17 protein-coding genes are annotated in these 19,907 nt (G+C 54.4%); 16 read left to right on the top strand and 1 reads right to left on the bottom strand.

Translation table 11 applies throughout. The annotated features are described in order from the left end of the window. Nucleotides 1-22 precede the first annotated feature (22 nt). From AB8B76_RS01190 to AB8B76_RS01115, 16 genes are all read left to right on the top strand, one after another. The gene (locus tag AB8B76_RS01190; protein ID WP_405269065.1) at nucleotides 23-1,579 is read left to right on the top strand and encodes a long-chain-fatty-acid--CoA ligase; all 1,557 of its coding nucleotides are present in this window, start codon (nucleotides 23-25) and stop codon (nucleotides 1,577-1,579) included. Next, nucleotides 1,576-2,031: a MaoC family dehydratase N-terminal domain-containing protein gene (locus AB8B76_RS01185; RefSeq protein WP_405269062.1), complete on the top strand. Its 456-nt coding sequence runs from the start codon at nucleotides 1,576-1,578 to the stop codon at nucleotides 2,029-2,031. Before AB8B76_RS01190 ends, AB8B76_RS01185 begins: the two co-directional genes overlap by 4 nt. Continuing rightward, nucleotides 2,028-2,456 carry a hypothetical protein gene (locus tag AB8B76_RS01180; protein WP_405269059.1) on the top strand — a complete coding sequence of 143 codons (429 nt, stop codon included), beginning with the start codon at nucleotides 2,028-2,030 and terminating at the stop codon, nucleotides 2,454-2,456. Before AB8B76_RS01185 ends, AB8B76_RS01180 begins: the two co-directional genes overlap by 4 nt. A 35-nt stretch (nucleotides 2,457-2,491) precedes the next feature. Further along, nucleotides 2,492-3,664 (top strand): thiolase C-terminal domain-containing protein, encoded by a 1,173-nt coding sequence (locus tag AB8B76_RS01175; protein ID WP_405269056.1) that lies wholly within the window; start codon nucleotides 2,492-2,494, stop codon nucleotides 3,662-3,664. 1 nt (nucleotide 3,665) lies between these two features. Next, nucleotides 3,666-4,076: a Zn-ribbon domain-containing OB-fold protein gene (locus AB8B76_RS01170; RefSeq protein ID WP_405269053.1), complete on the top strand. Its 411-nt coding sequence runs from the start codon at nucleotides 3,666-3,668 to the stop codon at nucleotides 4,074-4,076. Nucleotides 4,077-4,098: 22 nt separating this feature from the next. Next, nucleotides 4,099-5,460 (top strand): SRPBCC family protein, encoded by a 1,362-nt coding sequence (locus AB8B76_RS01165; RefSeq protein ID WP_405269050.1) that lies wholly within the window; start codon nucleotides 4,099-4,101, stop codon nucleotides 5,458-5,460. Between the two features lie 208 nt (nucleotides 5,461-5,668). Continuing rightward, a complete protein-coding gene (locus AB8B76_RS01160; RefSeq protein WP_405269047.1) occupies nucleotides 5,669-8,143 on the top strand; it encodes a TonB-dependent receptor in 2,475 nt (824 codons plus the stop codon). 109 nt (nucleotides 8,144-8,252) lie between these two features. Next, nucleotides 8,253-10,094, top strand: coding sequence for a PQQ-binding-like beta-propeller repeat protein (locus AB8B76_RS01155; protein WP_405269091.1), 1,842 nt, complete (start codon nucleotides 8,253-8,255; stop codon nucleotides 10,092-10,094). A 66-nt stretch (nucleotides 10,095-10,160) separates the two neighbouring features. Then, a complete protein-coding gene (locus AB8B76_RS01150) occupies nucleotides 10,161-10,898 on the top strand; it encodes a phosphoadenylyl-sulfate reductase (RefSeq protein WP_405269044.1) in 738 nt (245 codons plus the stop codon). Then, nucleotides 10,898-11,809: an SDR family oxidoreductase gene (locus tag AB8B76_RS01145; protein ID WP_405269041.1), complete on the top strand. Its 912-nt coding sequence runs from the start codon at nucleotides 10,898-10,900 to the stop codon at nucleotides 11,807-11,809. The genes AB8B76_RS01150 and AB8B76_RS01145 overlap by 1 nt, the downstream gene beginning before the upstream one ends. Nucleotides 11,810-11,824: 15 nt before the next feature. Then, nucleotides 11,825-12,505 carry a DsbA family oxidoreductase gene (locus AB8B76_RS01140; protein ID WP_405269088.1) on the top strand — a complete coding sequence of 227 codons (681 nt, stop codon included), beginning with the start codon at nucleotides 11,825-11,827 and terminating at the stop codon, nucleotides 12,503-12,505. A gap of 242 nt (nucleotides 12,506-12,747) precedes the next feature. Next, complete coding sequence (locus AB8B76_RS01135) at nucleotides 12,748-13,251, top strand: nuclear transport factor 2 family protein (protein WP_405269038.1); 504 nt, start codon at nucleotides 12,748-12,750, stop codon at nucleotides 13,249-13,251. 150 nt (nucleotides 13,252-13,401) lie between these two features. Then, on the top strand, nucleotides 13,402-15,651 hold the full coding sequence (locus tag AB8B76_RS01130) for a TonB-dependent receptor (protein WP_405269037.1): 2,250 nt from the start codon (nucleotides 13,402-13,404) through the stop codon (nucleotides 15,649-15,651). Between the two features lie 5 nt (nucleotides 15,652-15,656). After that, nucleotides 15,657-16,229 carry a nuclear transport factor 2 family protein gene (locus AB8B76_RS01125; RefSeq protein ID WP_405269035.1) on the top strand — a complete coding sequence of 191 codons (573 nt, stop codon included), beginning with the start codon at nucleotides 15,657-15,659 and terminating at the stop codon, nucleotides 16,227-16,229. A 74-nt stretch (nucleotides 16,230-16,303) separates the two neighbouring features. Beyond that, nucleotides 16,304-17,140: a glucose 1-dehydrogenase gene (locus AB8B76_RS01120; protein ID WP_405269033.1), complete on the top strand. Its 837-nt coding sequence runs from the start codon at nucleotides 16,304-16,306 to the stop codon at nucleotides 17,138-17,140. Nucleotides 17,141-17,205: 65 nt separating this feature from the next. Beyond that, the gene (locus AB8B76_RS01115) at nucleotides 17,206-17,628 is read left to right on the top strand and encodes a nuclear transport factor 2 family protein (RefSeq protein ID WP_405269030.1); all 423 of its coding nucleotides are present in this window, start codon (nucleotides 17,206-17,208) and stop codon (nucleotides 17,626-17,628) included. 88 nt (nucleotides 17,629-17,716) lie between these two features. Here the strand turns inward: AB8B76_RS01115 and AB8B76_RS01110 are convergent, their stop codons facing one another. Then, a complete protein-coding gene (locus AB8B76_RS01110) occupies nucleotides 17,717-19,900 on the bottom strand; it encodes a PQQ-binding-like beta-propeller repeat protein (RefSeq protein ID WP_405269027.1) in 2,184 nt (727 codons plus the stop codon). Nucleotides 19,901-19,907 lie beyond the last annotated feature (7 nt).

The following is a 19,907-nucleotide window of genomic DNA, read 5'->3' as shown; positions in this document are numbered from 1 at the left end:
TTTTGTTGCGGGAACTGTCCCTGTGAATATTGGCAAGATTCCGGCGAAGATCGCTCGGTTGTCGCCTGATAAAGACGCACTGGTCGATCCTCATAGCGATCGACGTATAAGCTACGGCGATCTGGATGCACGGGTTCGGCGTCTGGCAAACGGACTCCGCCACGGCCTTGGCCTTGGCAAAGGCGACCGGGTGGCAGTGCTTTCTAAAAATTGTATCGAATATATGGAGGTCATCTTTGCCTGTGCGCGATGTGGCCTCATCGCCCAGCCCCTAAATTGGCGCTTGTCGCCCGAAGAGCTGTCGCGAATTATCCGTGACGGTGAGCCGTCCGTGCTCATAACATCAACCGAATATGAGGCCGTGGGCGAGACTCTCGCGGGAGATTGTGCGGTGCCGACGCAGCTTGTTTTTGCGACAGAACAATCCGGCAGTTATGAGGAGCTTCTCCGTGAGGCAAGTGACGAAGAGCCCGATCCGGACAATAGCATTGGCGACCGTGATCCAGCCTTGATCCTCTACACGGGGGGGACCACAGGCGATTCAAAAGGTGCGCTGCATTCCCATCACAGTCTTTATATGGGAATGCTTAATCAGACCGTTGCTGAGCGCGTGGTGCCCACGGATGTTTATATGCTTACAGGACAAATGTTCCACATTCCTGTAGCACTGGCCATGAACTACATGGGCCACGGTTGCCCGGTTGTGCTTATTAATTTTGATGCTCGCTTTGCGCTTGAAATTATTCAGCGAGAGAAAGTGACGGCGTTTTTGGGCGTTACCACCATGCTCAACTGGATGATGGCTGTGGAAAACTTCACAGACTACGATTTGAGCAGCCTGCGTAACATTCAGTACGGCGGCGGCCCGATGCCACATAGCGTTGTGTCTGCAGCGTTAAAAGCATTCCCCTGTACCCTGATTCAGGGCTATGGCCAAACCGAAGGTACGACCATGAGTTTTCTCTCTCAGGAGGATCATAGGAATGCTATCGAGGGACGGCACAGTGAACGACTGGCTTCCTGTGGGCGCGAGGGCTTTGTTACGAGCATAAAGCTTGTAGACGAGGACGGGCTCGATGTCCCCCGTGACGGAGCGACCCCCGGAGAAATCCTCGTTCGTTCCGAGGCCAATATGTTGGGGTACTGGCGCAAGCCGGAGCTGACAGAGAGCGCGTTTAAAGATGGCTGGATGTGTACTGGTGATGTCGCGATGTGGGATGAAGATGGCTACATCTTTATTGTTGACCGCGCAAAAGACATGATTATCTCTGGTGGCGAAAATATCTACAGCACGCAGGTGGAGGCCGCTATTCATCAACATCCGGCGGTGCTCGAATCGGCTGTGTTTGGTATCCCGGATGATGAGTGGGGTGAAGCCGTCAAAGCCGCGGTCGTACTCAAGCCCGGCATGACAGTCACTGCCGAGGAGATTATCACCGCGGCCAGCGAGCACCTCGCTTCCTATCAAAAGCCAAAGTCCATCGATTTTGTCGAGAGTCTACCCAAGGCGGCCACGGGGAAGATCTTGAAACGCACACTGCGCGATCCCTACTGGGCAAACCAAGGTAAGCAGGTATGACACAGCTACTGGGCCCCGAGGTTCTTTCGGCTATTGGCCGGCAGAGCGCACCGCGACGCGAAATAGTGACGCGACGGGATATACGCAAGTATGCAGTTGCCACGGGCAACCGTCAGCGAAAGTATCTCGATGGTGACGAGGCCCCCCCCCTGTTTCATCTGAGTCTGTTTTGGGAGGTCGTCGAGCTCGACCAGCTGACACCCGATGGGGTGTCTATAGACAGGCTGTTGCCGAAATTCCCCCTGGAAAAAGCCATGGCGGGAGGTTTGCACATTGAGTATCACCAGCCGGTCAAACCCGGCGATTGGCTTACCGCAACGCGAACTCTCACAGAAATCTACGAAAAAACGGGTCGCAGCGGCCCCTTGATTTTCTATGTCGTGGTTATGGAGATCGTGAACGATGCTGGCGAGCCAGTGGTCACCGAAAAGACCACGAGGATTATGCGATGAGTGCGGCGCAGTCCCAAGTTTTTGAAGGGCTTAAAGTGGGTGATCAACTGCCCGAGCGGCAGTTTACCCCGGACAACGTGCAGTTAATGATGTACAACGCCGCGATCTGGAACGGACACCGGATCCACTTTGATGCGCCATACACAGCGGACGTCGAGGGATATCCGGGATTGGTTATTGCTGGACCGTTGTTGGGCGATTGGTTGCATCAATGCCTGACGGAATGGCTGGGCGACGACGGTCGCATCGTGTCCATCGAATACTCCAACCGTGTCGCCTCATTCATTGGTGAGACCTTAACGTCGGGGGGCGAAGTCCTATCCATCGACAGAGAACATCGTAAAGCGGTCGTGACGGTCTTCGTGCGCAATGAGGCCAGCGAGGTTATCACCCCTGGAGAAGCGGTGGTGCATTTTGATGCGTAAGTTCCCACGCCAAATTTCGCATTGCGGGACGTCCTTTGAGCGTTAGCCTGAAAGGGCAGGTGGCGCTGGTCGGTGCTGCCGATACTGCGGTTGGCGCTGTGCCCGATCGTTCTCCCATGGAGCTTTGTGTCGAAGCCGCCCTGTTGGCGATTGATGACGCAGGCTTAAGAAAAAACGACATCGACGGCGTTGTCACCTGCAACGCGATGGCTCAGCCAATGCTGTATCACGCAGAGGCTTTCGCTGAGTATCTGCAAATCCATCCGCGCTATTGTATGACTGTGGGCGCCGGCGGCGGCACCACGTTCTCGATTTTGCATCATGCCGCGTCGGCCATCGTTACCGGCATGGCGGAGACCGTCGTGATTTCCATGGCTGATTCCCTGCGCACCGGGCTGAGTCGAGAGCAGGCTCTAATGGCTCAGTCCGCAACGGGACATCCGCAGTTTGAACAACCGTACGGTGCGACGGTTCCTGCGTACTACGCACTTATCGCTCAAGCCCATATGCATCAGTTTGGAACCACCTCGGAACAATTGGCAGAGATTGCTGTAGCAGCGCGGGCACATGCGGCGCTGAACCCGGCGGCGCAGAAGCGGGATCCGATCTCCGTACAGGATGTCTTGGCATCGCGTCTGATTGCCGATCCGCTGCATTTGCTCGATTGCTCTTTGGTTTCCGATGGTGGCTCGGCCGTCGTAATGACCTCTGCAGAGCGTGCCGTGGATTTAGTGCATCAGCCAGTGTATCTCTTAGGTGTGGGCGAGGGGCACACCCACGAACACATCAGCGAAGCTCGAGACCTAACGACATCATCGGCGCTGCTTGCGGGTCAGCGGGCCTACGAGATGGCTGGGGTTTGCGCCGCCGATATGGATTTTGCCCAGCTCTACGATTGCTTTACGCCGACCGTACTCGTAGAGCTCGAAGACCTCGGTTTTTGTAAGAAAGGCGAGGGCGGTGCCTTTGCAGCCTCGGGGGCTCTGCGTCCGGGCGGACGCCTCCCGGTAAACACCCACGGCGGTTTGCTGTCCCACTGCCATCCTGGAAACCCGGGCTCAATGTTTGCACTAACTGAATCTGTTTGGCAGCTGCGCCAAAGCGCTGGCGATCGTCAGGTACCCGGTGCTCAACTAGGTCTTGTGCACGCGCAAGGCGGCATTATGTCTTCGCATACGGCCTTAATTCTTGGACGGGAACAGTCGTGACATGCTGAGGACACAGCCGACACGCAGCGCTTTTTCAGAGCCATGGTTCAAAGCATGTAACGAGGGCCGCTTATTGATCCAGCGCTGCGAGAGCTGCGGGCACCATCAGTTTTATCCGCGCATCGTATGCCGGAATTGCGGAGCAGCCGAGCCCGCTTGGGTAGAGGCTAGCGGTAAAGGCTTGATCGTCAGTTTTACCGTGGTGCGTCGCCCAATCAGCGAAGCCTATGCGGCGCCCTACGTTGTCGCACTTGTAGATCTTGAAGAGGGGCCGCGAATGATGGGCAATATTGTTTCTGCTCCCTTAGAAGGTCTCGGAATCGGGATGGCCGTCTCTTTGCAGTTTGAGTCCTGGGGCGACGATGTCGCGCTACCCGTATTTACCTTACTTAACACCTCGCAACCGTCATGAACATCTGGAGGCATCGTCGTCTATGAACGCTTCAAACCTTATCCCCGTTGCCGTGATCAATCCCGATGCGCCCCCGGAGTCTTTAGAGGCTAAGCAGCCCGCTATCGACAATGGAGCGCGCAATCATGGTAAGGCCGGCTATTTTAGCCACGACTATATGCAGAAGGAGTGGGAGCGAGTTTGGACCAAGAGCTGGCTCATAGCCGGCGTCGCCTCGGATATTCGCGCCGTTGGAGATTATTTTTTGTTCGATATCGGGCAGGAGTCCATTATCGTCACACGCACGGATGAGGGCGTTAGAGCGTTCTATAACGTTTGCAGCCACCGTGGAGCTAAGTTGGTATCCGAGGAGCGCGGGAATAAAAAAGTATTTGTCTGCCCCTTTCATGCATGGAGTTTTCACAATAACGGGGATCTTCGGCGGATTACCGATGAGGAGACCTTTCAGCCTGAAGTTATCGCCCATAGGCCGGGTTTGACTGCCGTGCGGTGCGAAGTGAAAGCCGGTGTTGTATTTATCTGTATGGACGATGAGGCGGCTCCCCTCGCCCAGATGCTTGGTCTCCCCGACAATTATTTAGAAGGCTACAACATTGATGATATGCGAGTTGTTCGCCATGTGCGCAGTGAGTGGCAAGCAAACTGGAAGGTAGGTGTAGAGGCGTTTTACGAGAGCTACCATCTGCATGTCGTGCATCCAGAAACCCGCGGTGTAATGGGTGATTTGAATGTGCAATATGATCTGTATCCCCACGGTGCCAGTCGCATGATTGTACCCCTGGGGCAACCCAGTCCTCGCGTGGCAGATCAAGAAACGGTGAATGAAGGTTTGTGCATGATGCTTGAGGATGCCGGCGTGGACCCCGCAAGCTTCACGGGCAGCGCGGCAGACGTTCGCGGCGCCATTCAAAAAGGCAAGCGCGAGCGGGCCGAGCGTATGGGACTGGACTATTCCCGATTTGTGGACGGTCAGCTTTCGGATAGCTGGGCGACGGGGGTGTTTCCCAATGTCCAGATGGGCTGCCATCCCGAAGCGGTTTTTCTCATGCGATTTCTGCCTCATGAGACTGATCCAGAGCGCTTCTATTACGACACCATGACCTTGCTGTTTCCCGTAGAGAGCCCCGACTATCGGCCACCGGCTTGGATGGGCCTGCCCGACGGAACTGACGTTACTGGGCTCACACGGCCCGCCACGGAGTATTACGCCCACAACGAAGATGCAAAGCTTGGACAGGTCCTGAGTCAGGACTCAGATTTGCTGCCAATCGTGCAGCAAGGTATGCGCAGCCGGGGTTTTTCCGGCCAGCTCTGGGGTGAACAAGAGCAGCGGCTTCGTCACTTTCACGTAGAGCTCGAAAAACGCATGGGCATTGAACACTAGGCGCGTTATTGGCCGACGACAATCTTTGTTGGAGGCACAGAAGCGCCTGTTAGAGGCAACGAGACCGACAACTATTACTGACAACTATTACTGACAACTATTACTGACAACTATTACTAACAACTAAGTACTGAAAACTAGGCACTGACAACTAACACTTACAATTAAAAACGATAACTAGCTTTAAACGCAGGTGAGGAATATAAAAATGAAGACTCCATTTAGACGTTCGCAGCAATATCTTAATTGGCAAACTGCTCGCAAGGGTATCCTTCTGGCCATGCTTCCAAGCTTCGCTTTGGGTAGCGCAGCAGTGTCAGCACAGCAGCTGGAAGAAGTGGTCGTCACGGCGACCCGTCGCGCGGAAACCGATATTCAAACGACTGCGGTAGCGGTCACATCGATTTCGGAGGACGACATCATGCGCGCTATTCCGCGCGACCTTGGCGATGTCTTGATCTACGCCCCCAACGTGATCAATGGAAAGCAACCTGGATTCAAGGCGGCAAACTTTGCCATCCGAGGCGTGGGGCAGAACGGCATCATTCTTTACTTTGAAAACCAGGTAGGGGTTATCGTCGACGATTTTGTTATCCCGCACATTCAGACTGCAAACGTAGAGATGCTCGATATTCAGAGCGTGGAAGTGCTTCGGGGGCCCCAGGGCACACTATTTGGTAAAAACACGACCGGTGGCGCGATCAACGTAAAAACTAAGCGCCCCGAACTTGGTGCCAACACCTTGAGTCTTCAGGGTCAGGCCGCTGAATACAATACCTTTGAAGTCAGAGGCGTCGGCAACGTCGCTTTGGGCGATAACGCAGCTCTCCGCGTTGCGCTCATGCAACGCAACTCCGATGGCTTTTACGAGAACGGCGCGCAGTTTGGTCCGGTCGCCGATTTCGGTGTGAACTACCCTCTAGTCGGAGCGACCGGTGGCGGTAATGGGGCGAATGTCGGAGGGGATGATTTGCTCTCCGGACGATTCAAACTTCGCTGGCAGCCGACTGACTCTTTGGACGTTAATCTCGCCTATGAAATGGTGCGCGATCGAGGTGAGGCGCCGCCGTCGGTGAACAATACGCCCATCGATGGCGCCTATGTGTTTAACGCGCTAGGTTTTACCCGTGATCCCGGCAGCCGCTTGGATGTAGCGGCGGCCACAAACCGTAATGGCTTCTTACTGGACATGGGCAGTCGGGGGCACGAGACGGACGTTGATGGTTATTACCTCAACGTCGATTGGGAGCTGAGTGATGAATACACCCTAACCGCCTTTGCCGGTCGCCGGGAGACAGCGTCTTGGCTTCCAAGCACTTATACGGGAGAGACTGGGCCGGTATCGCTCTTTGATGCCAACCGACAGGATGAGCGAGAAACCACGCAGTTTGAAGTGCGCGTTGCGTCGGATCTGAGTGGTAGTTTTAACTGGGTGGGTGGCTTCTTCAGCCAGCAGGACGATACGGTCTTTACCGTGGCGCAGGTTCTGGGCTTTGTCGACATGACCCTCGATAGCGCTGCTCTGTTTGGCGACCCTTTGTTCTTTAACAACAACCCGCAGGTTCTAGCCAATGCGCAGGAAGCTGAATCTTGGGCGCTGTACGCAGATGGCACCTGGGAGTTGAACGATAAGTGGACCGTGGGAGCGGGCATTCGTTACACCAATGAAGAGAAGAAGTGGACGGGACGGAATCAGGTGTTTGTGCAGGCTCTAGACGGCGGTTTCGATCCCTCGTTCACATGGCGAGAATTGGGTGAGCCGCTGGCGGCCGCAGATTTTAATCGTTTCCCTACGGGTGTTGTCCGCGACGAAGAAGAATGGGATGAGCCCACTTGGCGCTTCACTACAAGCTATCAAGCAACTGATGACGTTTATACCTACGCCACCTATTCTCGCGGCTTTAAGAGCGGTGGTTACAACGATCAGACCGGCACCGGGGGTAACCCCATTGAGCCCCTCCAGGCACGGCCCGTTAATCCCGAAACTGCAGACTCCTACGAAATTGGTATGCGTTCTGAGTGGATGGACAATCGTCTTCGCTTGAATCTGACAGCGTTCTACGTCACCTACGACGACTCACAGCAGCAATTACTGGCAGAGATCGAGGCGGACCGGGATGGTGATGGCGTCAACGAAAGCACTTTCCAGGAAACTCGATTCTTTAACGCCGCACAGATCAATGTGTCTGGCATTGAGTTGGAGAGCACGTGGATAGCGACGGAGAACTTCACCATACAGGGCAGCTTGGGTTTGCTGGATAGCGAATTTGATGAGTTTCAGGCTGACACTAATTTCGATGGCGTCATTGACACGGATCTGAGTAATAACGCCGTGGCGCGCGCACCCGATGTCACTTGGAATGTCGACTTTCTCTACGATCAGCAGCTTGCCGCCGGCTCCTTGGATTGGGCGTTGAACGTTAACTACGTCGATGAGGCCGTTTATGCCTATACCGCAGTACCGGGTACAGACGATGGGATCACCGATGACCGAACATTGGTCAATGCATCGGTAACCTATCGTGCTAAGTCCGGCGGTTGGTGGTTGCGTGCCTTTGGTCAGAACCTCACGGACGAAGAGTATCGCGTGGGTGAGTTGCCGGTGGCCAACCTTTGGGTCATGTCGTTCTACGGCGCTCCTCGGATCCTGGGTCTTGAGGCGGGCATGGACTTTGGTTGGTAGGTATTACGGCGGCCGGCGGGGCGTATCGCGTGTGTTGCGATACGCTTCGTCGTAAGGCCTTCTCATGTTTATTTCTGAAAGCTTAAGACTAAGAGGTGCGTCGCTAGTGATGAGAGTTCCATGGATTCAAGGACTCCTTGTGTTAGCGGCGGTTGCGTCGCTGTGGGGAATGCCTGTAGCTAGTGAGGAAGAAGACGGCGCCGCGCTGTATGAATTGCATTGTGCGCAATGTCATAACGGCACGGTATCCAAGGCGCCGCCAACGAGCCTTCTTGCAATCATGTCGACCGGTTCAGTCTTGCGCGCTATGGAATCTGGCGTTATGCAAAGCTATGCCGCGTCGATGACTTCACAGGAGCGGGCAACCTTAGCTGCCCATCTCACGGGTGGCGATTTAGCCAAGGCAGGGCTGGGCTATGCGGCGCCCATGTGTACTGCCACGGATGGGAGCCTGGCCTTATCTACCCAGACCGACGTGCGCGGGTGGGGTAGCGGCCTTGAAAATCGTCGTCACGCCGACGCGACCGTGACAACTTTATCCGTTGCAGATCTGAGGAATTTAGAGCTGAAATGGGCTTTTGCCTTCCCGGATGCGATTCGCGCTCGTTCGCAGCCTGCGGTGTCAGGTAACACCGTATTTGTGGGGAGCCAGAACGGGAGCGTGTTTGCCATCGACAAACACTCGGGCTGTCTTCGTTGGGTTTTTAGCACCGTGGCAGAAGTACGTACGGGCATTGTGATTGCAACACCCCGTGCCGATTCTAAGAATTCGCTCATTTATTTTGGCGATCTTATTGGCAATGTGTATGCAGTAGATGCGACGACCGGAAGTTTGATTTGGAGGGATCGTCCCGATGACCATCCGAGTTTGACACTGACTGCGGCGCCGACGCTGCACGATGGGGTTCTTTATGTACCGCTGTCCTCTTTGGAAGTGACGGAGGCGGCCGATCCCAACTACGCCTGCTGTACGTTTCAAGGTGGTGTGGCCGCCTACAACGCTGAGACTGGGGAGCGCATATGGTTGGGTCGCACGATTGATGAGCCTCCCACTGTCGTCGGTAAAAACTCGGCAGGCACAGCGCGTATCGCACCCTCGGGCGCTCCGGTATGGAATACCCCAAGCATTGATGTTGAACGAGGATTGCTTTACGTCGGCACAGGAGAGAACTACTCGTCACCGGCGAATGACTTCAGCGATGCTATCGTGGCGCTGAGCCTCAAAACCGGCGAGATTGTTTGGCATCGCCAAATGACATCCAAAGACGCGTGGAACATGGGGTGTGAGACAAGCGAAAGAATCAATTGTCCGCCAGAGGACGGTCCCGATTATGACTTCGGCGCGGCAACGATCATCGGCCGCAGCTCCAGCGGCTCGGACCTTTTACTCGCCGGTCAAAAGTCCGGAGACGTCTACGCCCTTGATCTTGCAAACGAAGGCGCGATTGTTTGGCAGCGAAAGCTTGGCCGTGGCGGAATTCAGGGTGGTGTGCACTTTGGTATGGCCTTACACGGCAACACCCTATATGTGCCCATGTCAGATTTTGACGGTGGCCCCCGATGGCCTGGAACCCCTAAGCCCGGAATGTTTGCCGTAGACGTGAGCACGGGGGAGACTTTGTGGTACACCGCGGCGGAAGATATCTGTAATGGAAGGGAGTTCTGTCAGCCAGGAATCTCGGCTGCCGCAACGTCGATATCCGGTGGTGTTGTTGCCGGCGCTATGGATGGCGTACTGCGTGCTTACGACGCGAAAACCGGCGCGGTCCGCTGGCAGTTTGATACTGCCAAAGAGTTTCAAGCCACTAACGGGGGCAAAGCCCTCGGGGGCTCCATGGGGGGAGCAACGGGCCCCGTATTTAGCGATGACATGCTGTTTGTAAACTCCGGTTATGGAATCTACTTTCATATGCCCGGCGCTGTTTTGCTTGGCTTTGGGCTCAAGGAATAAAATAGATCCTGGATATTCCCTTCAAGTATTAGCAAGAAACAAAGCCGTCTAATGCGGATAGGCTGAATGCCAGTAGACTGCGCGGCTCCTAAGAACGAATATGAGTACGCAGTGGACATTCTCGATAAAAAAGATCTCGAGGCTCGCGCCGATAAGGTGGTGGAGAGGCTTCACGCCTACCTAGACGATGGAAAGAAGGTATTTACTACCAGTTCTTTTCAATCTCAAAGCCTACCGTTGCTGCACATGATCAGTCGCGTGGATCGTGATATACCCGTGTACTACACCAACACCGGGTTTCTGTTTGCGCAGACGATTCGCTTTGCGGATCAACTCGCGGATCAGTTGGGACTTAGGGTCATTGCGCTGCGTCCCGAAGTGCCTAAGATCAAGCAGCTGGATCGCGAAAACCGATTTTTATACGCCTCGGATCCAGATCACTGTTGTTATCTGAACAAGGTGCAGCCTCTGGAGCCCGTGCTCCGAGAGAATGACATTTGGGTGAACGGAGTTCGCTCCGATCAAAGCTCTGTCCGAGCCGCAATGCAAGAAGAGGAGCCTGCGCAATATGGTTGCACGCGGTTTCACCCAATGTTGGGCTGGGATTCGCGCATGGTCTACTTTTATCGCAAGAACCATGATTTGCCCGAGCATCCTATGGAGGCAGAGGGTTATTTAAGCATTGGCTGTGATCCCTGCACCATGAAGGCAGTGGGTGATGGCAATTCGCGGAACTCACGCTGGTTCGGTATGAATAAGACCGAATGCGGGCTAAACACGACTTTAGTTTCGGGTGGTAACTAATGAAGGTCATGGTCACCGGCGGCGCCGGTTACATCGGAAACGAATTGGTTTACCGTTTGTCGGCGGAACCGGGCATCAAAGACATTCTGGTTTATGACAACCTCTGTAAAGGCAACTACAACCTGTTTACAGGTTTACGTAAAGTGCCCGGACACAATGTGCGCTTTATCCAGGCCGATATTCTTGACTCGCGAAGTTTGCGCAGTAGCATGGAAGGCATGGATGTGGTTATTCATCTGGCGGCAAAAGTCGAAACACCCTTTGCCGATCAGAACGCTCATGATTTTGAGCAAACCAACCACTGGGGTACCGCCGAGGTCGTATACACCGCTGAAGAGGTGGGTATAGGGCGTTTGATTTACCTAAGTAGCCAGTCTGTTTATGGGCAGGGGGAGGTTAGCGATACGGACCACCCTAGAGTCCCCAGCAGTTATTACAGCATTTCTAAAATGCGCGGCGAGGAGCATGTTATGCGCCTCATGGAGAAGATCCCTGTGCAGCTGCTGCGCTGCGCTAACGTGTATGGGTACTCCAAGAATTTGCGCTTTGAGACGACGGTAAATCAGTTCGTTTTTGACGCTCACTTCACTAACCGGGTTGCGGTTCACGGTGACCCCAGTCATAGCCTCAGTCACATCAGCGTCTATCGATTGGTGGAGGTACTGGCTCGCATGATCAAACGCGATATGGACTCCGACGTTTACAATCTTTCCCACCGCGACTTTTCTTCTATGGACCTGGTGGACTCATTGAAGGAGTTGTATCCGGAGCTTGAGACGATTTTTGTGGACCAGCATATTCCCCTTTACGATCTCACTATGCGCTGCGACGAGCGTTTGCAGGAAATGCTCCCCGGAGGCTCAACCATGACCGAGGATTTGGTAAAGTTTCGGGAATTGTTCACGTTCTAAACGGAGTGCGTTGCCATTACTGCCCTAGCTCTTAAGGTTGATATTGTCTCGGATGTCGTTTGCCCATGGTGTGTTATCGGTTACAAACAGTTTGAGAGGGCCTTAGCGGCGATGCCGGGCCGCTTTGATGTGAGCGTGTATTGGCGGCCCTTTGAGCTCAACCCACAGATGCCTGCCGCGGGGCAGGATCTGCGAGAGCATATCGCGCAAAAGTACGGTTCCTCTGCGGAACAAAGTCAGCAGGCACGATCGCGCTTGTCCAGCATCGGTGATTCCCTGGGATTTCACTTCGACTACTTTGACGGCATGCGGGTAGTGAATACCTTCGGCGCTCATCAGTTGCTGCATTGGGCCGGCACGCAGGGCAAGCAAACGGCGTTAAAACTTGCGCTGTTCTCAGCGTTCTTCAGCCAGCGCCAAGATGTAAGTAAGGAGGAGGTTCTCGTAAGCGCTGCGGGCGGCGTTGGCTTGTCAGAGACCGATGCTCAGGAGGTACTGAGCAGCGGCCGCTATGCCCATGAGGTTCGCGAAGATCAGCGATGGTGGCTAGATCGAGAGATTCATGCGGTACCGGCGTTTATCTTTAACGATAAGTACTCGGTGCTGGGCGCGCAGGAGGCTGATACCTTCGTGCGCGTTTTAGAAAAGCTTGAAAGCCGTGCCAGCGCTGCCCCCGTGAGCACCAACGCCTCCTAAGGAGCCATTAAATAGGCACCGGGCTTTATCAGAGCGCCGATGCATCGCGTTCGTGCTTTCACAACCTTGCCCATCGCCCGAAAGATACGCGCTACCGGTTCTCGCGGAGCGCTAATGTAAAAGCCCAAGATTACACACAAACAGAGTATTGACTCTGCTTGGGCTTTCTTCTAACTTGCTTAACACAAACAAGCAACTTCATTTTGACCACCGCTCTTAATAGACATAAATAAAGGTGATCGATGAACGACCTGCAGGACATCGTCCGCCGCCTGGACGAACAAGAAAGTCGAGTCGCCATTGCGAACTTGGCCTTTAATTACTGCCACGGCTTCGACAAGCGCGATTTTGATCGCTTCTTGGGCATCTGGTGGGACGACTGCGCATGGAATATCGGACCGCCTTTCGGCAGTTTTTCTGGTCACGATGGTATTCGCAAAGCAGTTAAAGAGGTTCTCTGGCCTGCTTGGACGCTCTCACAACACGTCACCTCAAATCTTGTTATCGAGTTTAGCGATGCAGATCACGCAACATCCTTGTGCGACGTGGATTGCACTGGCGTGTTAGCGGGTGGCCCCGAGGCTACCTTCGTGGGCGCTTCTTACGCCGACAAAATTGAGCGTCGCCACGGTGTATGGAAGATCGCAGAGCGGACGGTAGACATCCACTACTTCAACAGTTTTTCGGGAACAGAGCTATCCAAACCAGCACCATCAGATTCAGCACCATCACATCCAGAAGCATGATCACATCCATACCCATGATCATACCGGCACTATGAGAAAGTCGGGCCTCGGAGTTATTGAGGGCTGCATACAGGGACTACAGGCGCAAATCCGGGATTTTTCCGGTAACAATAATTTTAAAACACTGCATTGAACGTCAGGAGCTCGACAATGAAAAAGAAAATCCTATGCACCGCACTCGCTGTAGCCACAGGCTCCCTCGCGGGAACTGTTGCGCCGATAGTGGCCGCCCAAGACATTGCCTTGGAAGAAGTAGTCGTTACGGCACGGAAGCGCCGGGAGGATTTGCAGGATGTGGGTTTGTCAGTAAGTGCAATGACAGGCACCGAGATCGAGCGTACTTTCGCAAGAGACTTAAAGGATCTAGCGTATATCTCCCCGAACCTCATTCTTGATGACACCTCTCAGGGGCCTGGCGGCAACGCAGCGATCTATATTCGTGGCGTGGGTGTAGCCGACGTTGAGAAGAACTTTGAACCCGCGGTTGGTGTACAGGTAGATGGCCTGTTTATTGGTGCAAATAGTGGTGCCATCCTCAGAAGTGTTGACCTGGCATCTGTCGAAGTCCTGCGGGGGCCTCAGGGCACCCTGTTTGGTCGTAATACCATTGGAGGCACGATCAACGTAGATCGAACTCGGCCTACGGGTGAGCTCGGTGGCAAGGTGCGTGCAGGGTATGGCGCCTACGAGAACTACTGGTATGACGGTATTTTCAACTTTGGTATCACCGATGATCTTGCGGTAAAGCTCAGTGCAGCAAGAAATAATCAGCAGAAGGGATACTTCTTCAACGTCAGCACCCAAGACGATGACGGTATGGTTGACTACGAGTCCTACGGACTCAACGTGCTCTGGAATGCCACTGATAACCTTGAGCTGGAATACACCTTTACCATGGAAGAAACCGAACAGGACACGCCCCCGTTGCTCAACGTGGGCCAGCCTGACCAGCTGTTTTGCGCATCTTTTGGTTTGTGCGGGCAGTCGGTTAGTCTTCCAACAACGGGTGATCGCTACAAGACGTCGACCCTGAATTTTGAGCCGACGACTGCGTCTTTGAATCCCGCGCCGCTGCAAACCGTGGTTTCACCGACGGCTGATTTGATTGCGAATAACGATCTCGCGACCTTCGATGCCGATACACATATTTTTGAGGCGCGCTGGGATATCAACGAAAACCTGCGCATGAACTATATCTACGGCACCTTCGAAACCGAAGAGACTGTGGTCACTAACTTTACCGCCGAAGCGCCCATGTTGTTCGGCACCGATCGCCCGGCTGAATACGAGCAGGTGAGCCACGAGTTGCGACTCACCTATGACGCGGGCGGTCCTCTTAAGTTGGTTGCAGGGGTCTATGATTGGTACTCAGAATACGATATTCGTCTACGCAGCTGGATTACCTTCGCTGTGCCCGGCGTGGTGTTGGACATTCCGCAGAACACACACCAAGAAACCGAATCGCAAGCGCTCTTCTTCGAGGCCGACTATGCCTTGAGCGACGATTGGACACTGACCGTAGGTGGTCGTTACACCAAGGACGAGAAGCTCTCTGAGCAGCGAGGAAACCTGGACACCGGACCAAACGATCCCAGTGAAGAGTGGAGTGAGTTCACGCCAAAGGTCGGTTTGCGTTATCAATACAACGACGATGCCATGCTGTATGCCACGTACTCACAAGGGTACCGTAGTGGCGGTTTTAACGGGCGAGTAGACAGCCAGGATTCTGCGCGAATTCCCTATGATCCTGAGTTTGTAGATAACTATGAGCTCGGTTTTAAGAGCGAGTGGGCCGGTGGAAGAGTGCGGGTTAACGGTGCTCTGTTCTTTATGGACTACGAGGACAAGCAAGAGGAAATTGGCCTGCGGTCTGATGGGGGAACGGGTCAACGGATCTCGGTGTTCAACGCGGCGACCGCGACCATGCAGGGCCTTGAACTTGAAGTACAGGCTCTTGTTACCGAGGGACTCTCGATACGCGCAAACTTTGGCTACCTCGATTCCGAATACGACGAGTTTGTCTTTGATTCAGGCTTTGGGATTGTTGACAACAGCGGCTTAGATTTTCGGCGTGCGCCGGAATTCACTGGCGCCTTCGATGCGACCTACGAGTGGCAGATTGGCGGCGGAGAAGCGTGGGTAAGGGGCTCGTACCAGATTATCGATGAGTTGTTCACTGAGCAGACCAACCGTGCAGAACTGGCAAACGACGTTCAACACATCCTTAACTTGTCTGTGAATTACGCGGTTAACAATGTGAACTTTGGTCTCTTTGGCCGTAACCTGCTCGAAGAAGACGCCTATGCTCACGGTTTGAACGTCTCTGGCTTGTGGTCCTACGCGATACCCAAGGCGCCTCGTACCTGGGGTGTTGAGGTGACGTACAACTTTGGGGACTAGGTAATATGGATGAGGCATTGGAGTTGCTGCTTGCAAAGCAGCAAATCATTGAAGTGACTTCGATTTATGCCAGAGCCATCGATCGAATGGATGAGGCGCTGCTACGCAGCGTCTTTCATGCGGGCTCAGTGCATAATCATTTTTATCAGGGGCCTTCGTCAGAACCTGATAAAAGCGCATCGGGGGACGACCCGGGTGATTTCGTGCGTTTTGCATTTCAGGTGCTGTCTGCGCACACGCACACCCATCATCAGTTGGGGAATCACATCGTGGAATTTGAATCCTCGTCGGTCGCTAGGTCCGAGTGTTATTTCACGGCGTTTCACCGCATGCGCCCTTTGGGTGACCCGCTCGCGGGAGAAACGGCGTTTGAAACCGAAATGGACTTTTTTGTGGGGGGCCGCTATATCGATCGTTTTGAGTTGCGCGAGGGCGAATGGAAGATTGCCGAGCGCGTCGGTATGACCGACTGGATGCGCATCGAGGCACCTGCGTCTCACGGGATCGCTGGTATTGACCAATCCACGGTGAGCAAGCGATATCCCGATGATTACTTATACAAACAGGCGTCTGTATAAGCAGTCGCTCATCTGACCTCGCGACCGCCTATCCTCAACGCTTAGTCAGTAAAACCATAATTGGAGAAACAAACATGGATCAACGATTAGCAGGCCGTGTTGCCGTTATCACCGGGGGGGCCAGTGGTATTGGCGCCGCCACCGCTGAAAAATTCATCGCTCAGGGCGCGAGCGTTGTTCTGGGCGACATCCAAGATGATTTGGGGAACGCTTTTGTCGCAAAACTCGGAGAGAAAGCGCGATTCCAGCATTGTGACGTCACCAAAGAAGAGCATGTAGAGGCGCTAATTAATACGGCAGTTAAAGAGTTTGGTCGCATTGACGTGATGTTTAACAACGCGGGCATTGTAGGTGCGATTGGCCCCATGGAGTCGACTCCAGCAGCGGAGTGGCAACTCACTTTGGATATTCTTTTAAACGGTGTTTTTTATGGCATGAAGCACGCATCGGGGCATATGAAAAAGCAGGGCAGTGGTTCCATTATCTCGATGTCGAGCGTTGCCGGCGTTACCGGCGGTTTGGGCCCCCATGCCTACTGCGCGGCCAAGCATGCGGTGGTGGGCCTTACGCGCAACCTGGCGGCGGAGGTGGGGCCTTTCGGTGTCCGCGCCAACTGCATTGCGCCCTACAGCATGGCAACACCTATGGTCGCCGATGCGTATTTGGGAGACCACACGGATATTGACCAAACCATGAAAATGCTCGCAGACGAGTCACCACTTAAGGGGCGCGCGGGGACTGCGGAAGATGTGGCTAACGCGGCTCTGTGGCTCGCCAGTGACGAATCTGGATATACAAGCGGCATGACGCTAACTATTGATGCAGGTATTACGACGGGCTCTGTTGCCGGGGCGCCGCGCTTTGCAGAATACCAACCCATTATGCGCGAAGCAGGAAAGGCAGGGCTTTAGGCGCTGCCTTTTTTCGCAACAGAAACCTGTCTATAACCCCAACGTTTTGAGAGAGGCGACTGATCATGGATGACCGTGATGCGATTCTGGCGCTGATGGCCGAGTACTGCGACAGCATTGATCGCGGCGACCTGAGCGGATGTGCCGAATTGTTTGCCGAGGGCGCTTGGGGTATCGAGGGCGATCTCGCCCATGGTAGCGCCGCGGTGAAAGCGGTGCTGGATAATGTGACACTCTACGATGGCCGGCCTATGACCCGTCATCTAATGACTAATGTTCGTATCTTGACGAACGGTGATACCGCCAACGCAGAGAGTTGCATCACCGTCATGCAGGGGCTTACGGATTTTCCTCTGCAGGCGATATTCATTGGTAGCTACTTTGACACCTTTGAGCATCGCGACGGTCAATGGCGTTTTCGCGAGCGGCGCATCGCGCCTGATCTTGTTGGTGATTTGTCCCGGCATCGCGGTGATATGGCCCAATAGCAAAGTTCCGCTCGGCGCGGGTTGCCGTTAGTCTGCTTTCATCGTTGTTTTTCTTATTACTCTCTGTACCGCTCTAGCCACTCAATGTTCATGGCGACTGCGGCAGCTCGTAGACGTAAAGTGTTTGGCCGCCGACCGGTTGATACAGGTCAGGATACAGAATGGCTGTCAGGGCTCTAAACACGCCAATACCTGACTGTACGGCAACAAACTGGCGTCCCCCTGCTGCGTAACTGATGGGGTAACCGTGAGCCGGTGCAGCGAGACGCGTTGACCATAACTCTTCTCCGGAGTCCGCGTCGTAGGCATGAAAATACCGATCTAAATCGCCTATGAAGACGAGATTTCCATCGGTAGACAGCGCACCTGTTTGGTAGATCACCCGCTGCTCATGACTCCACAAGGGCGTCATGTCTCTTGCATCAATAGCCATGAGAAGTCCCGTGGCGTCCTCTTTGCCCGGCATAGGATAGGTCACAGAGTCGGCACCATAGCCGCCACCGCCTGGTCCAAGATCGACTTCTCGGGGCGTCATATCGGTACAGAGCTGATGTAGGGGCAAAAACAGCCGATGTTTGTTCGCGTCATAGGCTGAGGCTTGCCAGTTGTGGCCGCCGTAAATACCCGGGCACGCTGTGAACGTGTCGCCGATCGCTGCCTTGCGAATCTCTTCGCGATAGCGAACACGTCCTGTTTCTGTATCAAGCTCTTCAAAGATGTTCTGCTCTTGTGTCTCAAGCAGGGCTTGGAAGGCCCCCGTGGCGCGGTCCAGCTTCCAGAGGATGCCATCCTTACCCACCGTGAGTACGACTTTATTGCCATCGATATCAGCAAGTATTCTCTCGAAACCTACCTCCATATCGATGGTTTCTCCGGGAATATGTTGGTAGTGCCAAACTATTTCGCCAGTGTGGGGGTCCAGCGCAAGCGTCGAATTGGTGTACAGCGCGGCATCGTCCACGCTCATGCCGCGGCTTACGGCGACCCATGGCTTGGCCTGGGAGGTTCCTAAAATGAACAGCTTGAGCTTCGGGTCGTAAGAGCCAGCAATCCAGTTGTCGCCTCCGCCACGTCGGTCTGGGGCGACATCACCCCAGCTGGCATAGGCGTCAGTTCCGGGCATCGCTAAGGTGGACGTGCGCCATAGTTCCTTACCCGTGACCGGGTCGTGACCGGTGATGAAGCAACCGTCCTCCGTGAACCATTCGCAGCCGTTAATACCACTGATGACAACCCCATCGGCAATAATGGGTCCGGCCGAATGCGTGTAAGCTTCGCGGTAGTCCGCTTTTTCTGAACGCCAGAGTTCGTTTCCGCTGCGGGCATCAATCGCTACGACAGCCGCGTCGTAGGTGGCCAAAAAAAGTGCGTCGCCATAGATAGCAATATTGCGTGTGGGCCCGCCCAGTAGTTTCGCCGCTGCTGGGTAGCTGTATTGATACTCCCATAAGACGTCGCCGGTGGCGCCGTTCACCGCCTGGATTCGGTTGCCGGGGTGAGTCAGGAACATGACGCCGTCTCTTACTAGGGGCGTGCCCTGATTGCTGCCATCGCCCATGCTGAGAGACCATCTAAGCTGCAGGCCCCCAACGTTCTCCCTATTGATTTGCTGAAGAGGACTGTGCGCGTGACCATCGAGGGTTCTCCGCCAACTTAGCCAATCTTCTGCTGGTGGGTTGGCGAGTGTCTCACTGGTAACTGCGCGATAGTCATCGATTGTCAGGTTCTGAAAGCCACCGGCACTGCGAGCGAGTTGATCAATAGCATCTGCGCCGGACCACTGCACTTCACCGTTGCTGGTATCGGCCGTGGTTTGGTCGAGATCGATACTGTTTGCGGCTGGATCTGAATCTATCGCCTTGCTTGCCGACACGGAGCCTTTAGCGAGCGTTGACCCCACCAGCTTGTCAGCATTTGCCGCGACAATGAAATCCGCGAGGGCTACATGTTCGTGCACTGTGAGGGCCGCCGACTGTCCCGGAGGCATATTGCTTTTGAGGTAGGTTAGGAGTTTTGACACGGGCTGATCGGCCCACTTGTCTACGAACGCGGGACCCTTGAGCGCTGCGCCATGGGCCGAGCCGCGAAGACTTGCGCTGTGACAAGTTGAGCAGTGCGTGTCGTAAACATCTTGAACGTTTACATCGCTTGTCGTGACGGAAGCAGCAAGAACGGCTACCGAAAACAAGGTCGACGCTGGAACCAGGATTAACTCTGGAACCAGTATCGCCCTCAGTGCCGCCTTTGATGTGAATAACAGCCGGCTGCTCATGTCGCTA

It is taken from the genome of Congregibacter sp., assembly GCF_045107095.1.
GTDB lineage: Bacteria > Pseudomonadota > Gammaproteobacteria > Pseudomonadales > Halieaceae > Congregibacter.
This window is presented reverse-complemented; position numbering and strand designations above follow the sequence as displayed.